This is a genomic window from Herbaspirillum sp. LeCh32-8 (genome assembly GCF_017814915.1).
GTDB lineage: Bacteria > Pseudomonadota > Gammaproteobacteria > Burkholderiales > Burkholderiaceae_D > Herbaspirillum.
In genome coordinates, this window is sequence record NZ_JAGIPZ010000005.1 from 258166 (window position 1) to 264481 (window position 6316).

Here is a 6316-nt window from a genome sequence, read left to right on the forward strand (position 1 = left end):
AGTCGACTGTGAAAAAATCATCAGACCTGCTCTGCACCGGCATCCTGCGCACCGACTGGGAGGGCCTGCGCACCTTCGCTGCCTTCATCGATGCCGGCAGCTTCTCGGGCGCGGCGCGCGCGCTGGAGATCACCCATGCCACGGTCAGCCGTCGCCTGCAGATGCTGGAGGCCTCGCTGGGGGCGCCGCTGTTCATCCGTCGCGCCGACGAGATCGAGCTGACTCGCCTGGGCGAAAGCGTACTGGGCGCCGCGCGCAGCATGCAGGAGCAAACCCGCCAGCTGGCGCGTACGCTGGCCGGCGGCGACCAGCGGCTGGAAGGCAAGTTGCGCATCGCCAGCACCGACGCCTTCGGCGCGCTGTTCCTGGCGCCGCGCCTGCCGGCGCTGCTGACGCGCTGGCCCAGCCTGGACATGGAATTCACCACGGGCCACCAGAACGTTAGCCTGGCGCGGCGCGAAGCCGACCTGGCCATCCGCTTCGCGCGACCGCAGGACGGCGAACTGATCGCGCGCTCGCTGGGCCGCATGCCCTACTACCTGTGCGGCACCGCCGAGGTGCTGGCGACCTGGCAGAGCGATCCGAAGACGGCGCCCTTCGTCGGCTACGACGACGGCGTGCCGGACATCCCTGAAACCCTGTGGCATGCCGCCCATGCAGCCGGCAATCCGGTGCGCTTTCGCAGCACCAGCCTGGTGGCGCAATGCATGGCTGCGCGCGCCGGCGTGGGCATGGCCTTGCTGCCGCGCTACCTGCTGGCGCCGGAGCTGCGCCCGGTGGGCGACGCGCCGCAGCTGGAGCGCGAACTGTGGGCGATCTTCCACCGCGACCTGAAGGCCGCGCCGCGCCTGCATGCGGTGCTGGATTGGCTGGAGCAGTGCTGCCGGGAACTGTAGGCGCCAGGCGCATTGGCAGTCCGTCAAGCTTGCCATCCGGACATCACCCGCCTGGTCGCTGGGCATATGCCCTTGCCCCCTGTTGGGCACGGTGTTGCGCGCACGCCCCGCCGCGCCGCCGAAGCCGCTTGCAGCCGGGCTCGGCAGGGCATCCGGTGCTATAATCGCCAGCCTTTGAGGAATGGCTCGCCCCACCGCTACGGCAGGCTCCGCAGGCGTCCCCGACGCCCTTGCGCCCCGCCCTTCAAGCACCGACGACCGGCTCGCCTCCCTCCCTTGCCGGCACCCGCATCGCATGCATGCGTAGTTCCACGCGCCCTATGCCTGATTGAGATTTATGCAGAAAAAAGTATTCATCAAAACCTTCGGTTGCCAGATGAACGAGTACGACTCGGACAAGATGGCCGACGTGCTCAACATCGCCGAAGGCCTGGTCAAGACCGATCGTCCGGAAGAGGCGGACGTGATCCTGCTCAACACTTGCTCGATCCGCGAGAAGGCGCAGGAGAAAGTGTTTTCCGACCTCGGCCGCTTCCGCTCGCTGAAGAAGGCCAACCCCGATCTGGTGATCGGCGTGGGCGGCTGCGTGGCCTCGCAGGAAGGCGAAGCCATCGTCAAGCGCGCGCCCTTCGTGGATGTGGTGTTCGGCCCGCAGACACTGCACCGCCTGCCGCAGATGATTTCCGAGCGCCGCTATACCGGCCGCCCGCAGATCGACATCAGCTTCCCCGAGATCGAGAAGTTCGACCACCTGCCGCCGGCGCGCGTGGAAGGCGCCACCGCCTACGTCTCCATCATGGAAGGCTGCAGCAAGTATTGCAGCTACTGCGTGGTGCCCTACACCCGCGGCGAGGAAGTCTCGCGTCGCTTTGAAGACGTGCTGACCGAAGTGGCCGGCCTGGCCGAGCAGGGCGTGAAGGAAGTCACGCTGCTGGGCCAGAACGTGAACGCCTATCGCGGCGCGATGGAAGACGGCGAGATCGCCGACTTCGCGCTGCTGATCGAATACGTCGCCGAGCTGCCCGGCATCGAGCGCATCCGCTTCGTGACCAGCCATCCCAAGGAATTCTCGCAACGCCTGATCGACGCCTATGCCAAGGTGCCGCAGCTGATGGATTACCTTTACCTGCCGGCGCAGCACGGTTCCGACCGCACGCTGGCGGCGATGAAGCGCGGCTATACCGCGCTTGAATACAAGTCGGTGATCCGCCGCCTGCGCAAGGTGCGCCCCAACATGAAGATCGCGTCCGACTTCATCGTCGGCTTCCCCGGCGAGACCGAGGAAGACTTCCAGGGACTGATGAAACTGGTGGAGGATGTCGGCTTCGACAACAGCTTCTCCTTCATCTTCAGCCCGCGCCCCGGCACCCCCGCCGCCGGCATGGCCGACGACACGCCGCAGGAGGTCAAGCTGGATCGCCTGCAGCGCCTGCAGGCCGCCATCAACGCCAACGCCGAGAAGATCAGCCACTCCATGGTCGGCAGCGTGCAGCGCGTGCTGGTGGAAGGTCCGTCCAAGCGCAATCCGCAGGAGCTGCAGGGCCGCGCCGAGAACAACCGGGTCATCAACTTCGACGGCGGCCCCGAGGGCGCGCGCCTGATCGGCCAACTGGTCGACGTCACCGTCGTGCAAGCCTTTCCGTTCTCGCTGCGCGGCGAGATCGTCGTCAAACAATAATTTCGGATGCCTTCATTGAAAAAGATCCCCAACGAGCCGCAGCACTTCATCCCCCAGCCGCTGGACAACAAGCGCCTGGCCAACCTGTGCGGCGCGCTTGACGAGAACCTGCGCCAGATCTCTTCGGCGCTGGACGTGACCATCTTCCGCCGCGGCGACAAGTTCATCGTCACCGGCACCAATGCGCAGCGCGCAGTGGAAGTGCTGGAGCGCTTCTACCAGCAGGCCAGCCGCCCGGTGGCGGTGGACGACATCCAGCTGGCGCTGGTGGAGCAGCGCGCCAATGCCGCCGCCGACGAAGAAGCCGGCCTGCCGCCGGCCACCGCCGCGGTGCGCCGCGCGCGCAAGGCCGAAGCGCCCGAAGCCGAGCGCACGCCCGCCGACAGCGGCGACCACACACTGCCCGACAGCCCCGTGCTGAAGACTCGCAAGCACGACCTGCGCGGCCGCACGCCGCACCAGAGCCAGTACCTCAACGCCATCCTGGAGCACGACATCACCTTCGGCGTCGGCCCGGCCGGCACCGGCAAGACCTATCTGGCCGTGGCCTGCGCGGTGGATGCGCTGGAGCGCGACGCGGTGCAGCGCATCGTGCTCACGCGCCCGGCCGTGGAAGCGGGCGAACGCCTGGGCTTCCTGCCCGGAGACCTGGCGCAGAAGGTCGACCCGTATCTGCGCCCGCTGTACGACGCACTGTACGACCTGCTGGGCTTTGACCGCACGCAGAAGCTGTTCGAAAAGCAGGCGATCGAAATCGCGCCGCTGGCCTACATGCGCGGCCGCACGCTGAATCACGCCTTCATCATCCTGGACGAAGCGCAAAACACCACGCCGGAACAGATGAAGATGTTCCTGACCCGCATCGGTTTCGGCAGCAAGGCCGTGATCACCGGCGACGTCACCCAGGTCGACCTGCACCACGGCCAGCGAAGCGGCCTGGTGGATGCGCTGGGCGTGCTCAGCAATGTGCGCGGCATCGCCTTCTCGCGCTTCACCAGCGCCGACGTGGTGCGCCATCCGCTGGTGGCGCGCATCGTCGACGCCTATGACGCCGCCGGCAATCCCAAACCCGATACAGCCCGCGCCACCGCGCGCGCCGCCACCAATCTCCTGACCAAGTCCGCAAAGCCACGCAATGCCAAAACCTAAGCTGACGCTGTCGGTGCAATACGCCGACGACCGCCTGAAAGAAACCATCACCCGCCCGATGCTGCGCCGCTGGGTGCAGGCCGCGCTGTTTGCGCCGGCCGAGCTGACGCTGCGCTTTGTGGGCAGCGAAGAAGGCCGCGAGCTGAACCGCGACTATCGCGGCAAGGACTACGCGACCAACGTGCTGACCTTCGCCTACACGGAAGATGAGGACAGCGAAGTGACCCAGGCCGACATCATCTTCTGCACCGACGTGCTGGAGAAGGAAGCCGCCGAGCAGAAGAAGAGCGTCGAAGAGCACACCGCCCACCTGGTAGTGCACGGCGTGCTGCACGCCCAGGGTTACGACCACGAGGAAGAGGAAGAAGCGGTGGAAATGGAATCGCTGGAGACCGAACTGCTGGCCGAACTCGGCTACGCCGATCCTTACGCCCAGCGCTGAATCGCGCGATGCAAAAAAAGCCGGCCACGTTCGCGTGCGCCGGCTTTTTTCTTGCCTGCGGGATATGGAGGCGAGGCAACATTGGCAGTCTGCCACGCACAACGAATAGGCTTTGGGACGCAGTGATATCGAAAACAAAAAAACTTGATTGGCTGTCAACCGACTCAGGGTTTTCCTGCGTTATTAGGCGCGCATTTTCAGGAAAATCCCGATGGCTGGGAGACGCGCCGTGGACAACAATCCTCTCACCACTACTCGGGAGGATGTCATGAAAAACTTCAAGATCGGCCAACGCCTTGGCTTAGGTTTCGCAGCACTGCTTATCCTACTGGTTGCAATCGCCGGTTTCGGCTTGCGCCAGGTTTCGCAACTGAACAACCGTATTGAATTCCTGACCTCGGTCGACGAGGGCAAACTGATGGCCTTGTCCAAGGTGCAATTCGCCGTCGGCCTGCGCGCCATCGCAGCACGCAACCTGGTGCTGGTCAACGGCCCCGCTGAACAGAAGGGCGACATCGAACTGGTTGGCGCCGCCCAGAAAGACATCGACGCCGGCATGGAACAGCTGACCGCGCTGATGAAGCACCCCGACACCTCGCCGCAAGAGCGCCAGATGCTGGAGCAGCTGCGCGCCCTGGAAGCCAAGTATCTGCCGATCGCCCTGAACATCGGCAAGCTGGCGACCTCGCAACAAACCGATGCCGCACGCGCTTCGCTGGTCAAGGATTGCATGCCCATCCTGAACCAGGTGATCGCACACATCTCGAAATTCAATGAAGTGCTGCACGCCAACTCCCGCGCCAACGTCGACGCCGCTGAAGAAGCCTACTCGATCGCCAAGTGGACCATGTTCGTCACCAGCGTCATCGCCCTGCTGCTCGGCACCGCCATCGCCTGGTTGCTGACCCGCTCGATCTCGCGTCCCCTGAAGGAAGCCGTGTCGGTGGCCCAGAACGTGAGCGCCGGTGACCTGACCAGCCGCATCGAAATCAAGAGCAACGACGAACTCGGCCAGCTGATGAGCGCACTCAAGGGCATGAACGACAGCCTGGTGTCCATCGTCGGCGAAGTGCGCTACGGCACCGACACCATCTCGGTGGCCTCGGATGAAATCAAGCGCGGCAACATGGACCTGTCCAACCGCACCGAACAGCAAGCCGGCTCGCTGCAGGAAACCGCCTCGGCGATGGAAGAACTGACCGCAACCGTGAAGCAGAACTCGGAAAACGCCGCCGAAGCCAATCGCCTGGCAGAAAACGCCTCGCAAGTGGCCGCCAAGGGTGGTGCAGCCGTGGGCCGCGTGGTCGACACCATGAACTCGATCAGCGAATCGTCCAAGAAGATCGTCGACATCATCAGCGTCATCGACGGCATCGCCTTCCAGACCAACATCCTGGCCCTGAACGCCGCCGTCGAGGCAGCCCGTGCCGGTGAGCAAGGCCGCGGCTTCGCGGTGGTGGCTTCCGAAGTGCGCTCGCTGGCCCAGCGCTCGGCAACCGCCGCCAAGGAAATCAAGACCCTGATCGACGACTCGGTGGCCAAGGTGGAAATGGGCGCCCAGCAAGTCAACGAAGCCGGCGTCACGATGCACGACGTGGTCGACAGCATCAAGAACGTGACTCACATCATGCACGACATCAGCGCCGCCAGCCGTGAACAGACCATGGGCATCGAACAGATCAACCGCGCCATCGTGCTGATCGACGAAGCGACCCAGCAGAACGCAGCCCTGGTGGAAGAAGCCGCCGCGGCCGCCGCCTCGATGCAACAACAAAGCGTATCCCTGACTGATGTGGTCAGCGTGTTCAAGATGGAAGAAACCCAAGTCTTGCCGGCCCTCTCGGCCCCGCGCAGCCGCAAGGTGGAAGCGGAAGCACCGGCCTTAGGCGGCATGGGCATGGGCGCGCTGGGTTATGCAGCTTGAGTTCAGACAGCTTGAACTTCAGCAGCCTGGGCAGGTAACGATAGTGAGAGTGAAGTAGCCGCGCAGCAGTGGCGGCAGCAAGCATGCAGTGGCAGCACCTGGCAGTCGTAGTGGTAGCGGCAGCACCAGGCAGTAGCAGTAGCGGTAGCAGTAGCAGTAGCAGTAGCAGTAGCAGTAGCAGTAGCAGTAGCAGTAGCAGTAGCAGTAGCAGTAGCAGTAGCAGTAGC

General features: G+C 64.4%; 5 protein-coding genes. All 5 read left to right on the top strand.

Translation table 11 applies throughout. From position 1 onward, the window contains the following. Nucleotides 1-8 precede the first annotated feature (8 nt). The 5 genes from J8I26_RS11935 to J8I26_RS11955 all read left to right on the top strand — a co-directional run bounded on the left by J8I26_RS11935 (nt 9) and on the right by J8I26_RS11955 (nt 6089). Nucleotides 9-896 (top strand): LysR family transcriptional regulator, encoded by an 888-nt coding sequence (locus J8I26_RS11935; RefSeq protein WP_348635313.1) that lies wholly within the window; start codon nt 9-11, stop codon nt 894-896. Nucleotides 897-1233: 337 nt separating this feature from the next. Then, entirely contained in the window at nt 1234-2574 is a 1341-nt protein-coding gene (gene miaB, locus J8I26_RS11940; RefSeq protein WP_209607318.1) for a tRNA (N6-isopentenyl adenosine(37)-C2)-methylthiotransferase MiaB, read from the top strand. A 15-nt stretch (nt 2575-2589) separates the two neighbouring features. Beyond that, on the top strand, nt 2590-3723 hold the full coding sequence (locus J8I26_RS11945) for a PhoH family protein (protein WP_209607389.1): 1134 nt from the start codon (nt 2590-2592) through the stop codon (nt 3721-3723). After that, complete coding sequence (ybeY, locus tag J8I26_RS11950) at nt 3710-4165, top strand: rRNA maturation RNase YbeY (RefSeq protein WP_209607319.1); 456 nt, start codon at nt 3710-3712, stop codon at nt 4163-4165. Before J8I26_RS11945 ends, ybeY begins: the two co-directional genes overlap by 14 nt. A gap of 268 nt (nt 4166-4433) precedes the next feature. Then, nucleotides 4434-6089, top strand: coding sequence for a methyl-accepting chemotaxis protein (locus J8I26_RS11955; RefSeq protein ID WP_209607320.1), 1656 nt, complete (start codon nt 4434-4436; stop codon nt 6087-6089). Nucleotides 6090-6316: the final 227 nt, after the last annotated feature.